This is a genomic window from Delftia sp. CH05, assembly GCF_009827015.1.
Classification (GTDB): Bacteria; Pseudomonadota; Gammaproteobacteria; order Burkholderiales; family Burkholderiaceae_C; genus Comamonas; species Comamonas tsuruhatensis.
This window is the reverse complement of sequence record NZ_WUMG01000030.1, coordinates 23,614-24,422: the sequence shown is the minus strand read 5'-3', so window position 1 is coordinate 24,422 and position 809 is coordinate 23,614. Positions and strand designations below refer to the sequence as shown.

At 64.2% G+C, this 809-nt stretch carries 1 protein-coding gene; it reads left to right on the top strand.

Annotated elements, in window-relative coordinates; genetic code table 11:
• Window positions 1–238: 238 nt before the first annotated feature.
• Window positions 239–799, top strand: a complete 561-nt coding sequence (locus GRX31_RS20480) for a hypothetical protein (RefSeq protein WP_160854501.1) — start codon at window positions 239–241, stop codon at window positions 797–799.
• The last annotated feature ends 10 nt before the right edge of the window (window positions 800–809 follow it).

The window sequence follows — 809 nt, the reverse complement described above, 5'->3', positions numbered from 1 at the left end:
TTCTTTGTAATTTTTTTGGAATCTGGACATATAGTCTTCAAGACCGCCCTACTAGCCACACCACGCCCGAGCGCCGCACCACCTGGCAGCTGGATGCGGGAGGCCGGCGCATCCAGCAGAACGTGGTCGCCACCGTCGGTGCCACGGGTCCGCCTGTCGGCAGCCCCAACGGCCTGGAAACGGGTGCCTCGGCACTGAAGGCACGCTGGACTACCACTACAACGGCCGTGACCAGCTCGTGCAGATCAGCGGCGCGGCCAGCACCAGCTACACCTACGACGCCAACGGCAACCGCCTCACGCAGGCGCAGACCAAGGGTGTCGTCACCTCCACCACCAGCTACCACTGGAACGCCCAGGACCAGCTCGTCCGCGTGGAGCAGGACCAAGGCAGCGGCGCGCAGACCCTGGCCCAGTACCGCTACAACGCAGGCAACCTGCGTGCAGAAAAATTCCTCAGCAACGCGGGCCTGAACAGGGCCACGCAAGGCCGCACGGCCACCTACAGCCCGCTGGCCTATGAACGCATCCAGTGGGACGGCCTGCACGCCCGCCGCAGCTTCGAGATCAGCGGCGCCGACAACCGGCAGACCCTGCACAGCGACACCGACGCAGCCGTGCTGGCCGGCAACACCGCCCCCTGGCTGTTCAGCCGCACGCAATACGCCAACGGCCTTCAAGTGGTGTGTACCAGGAGAGCTTCTCAGCTGCCAATTACCTGCTTTCAGGGATATGCGCTGCGCAGGCCGTCGTCTAGAGTAAGAAATTGTCAGCAGCGCAGTCATTTGTGGCCTGCCTGAAGGCAGTGGC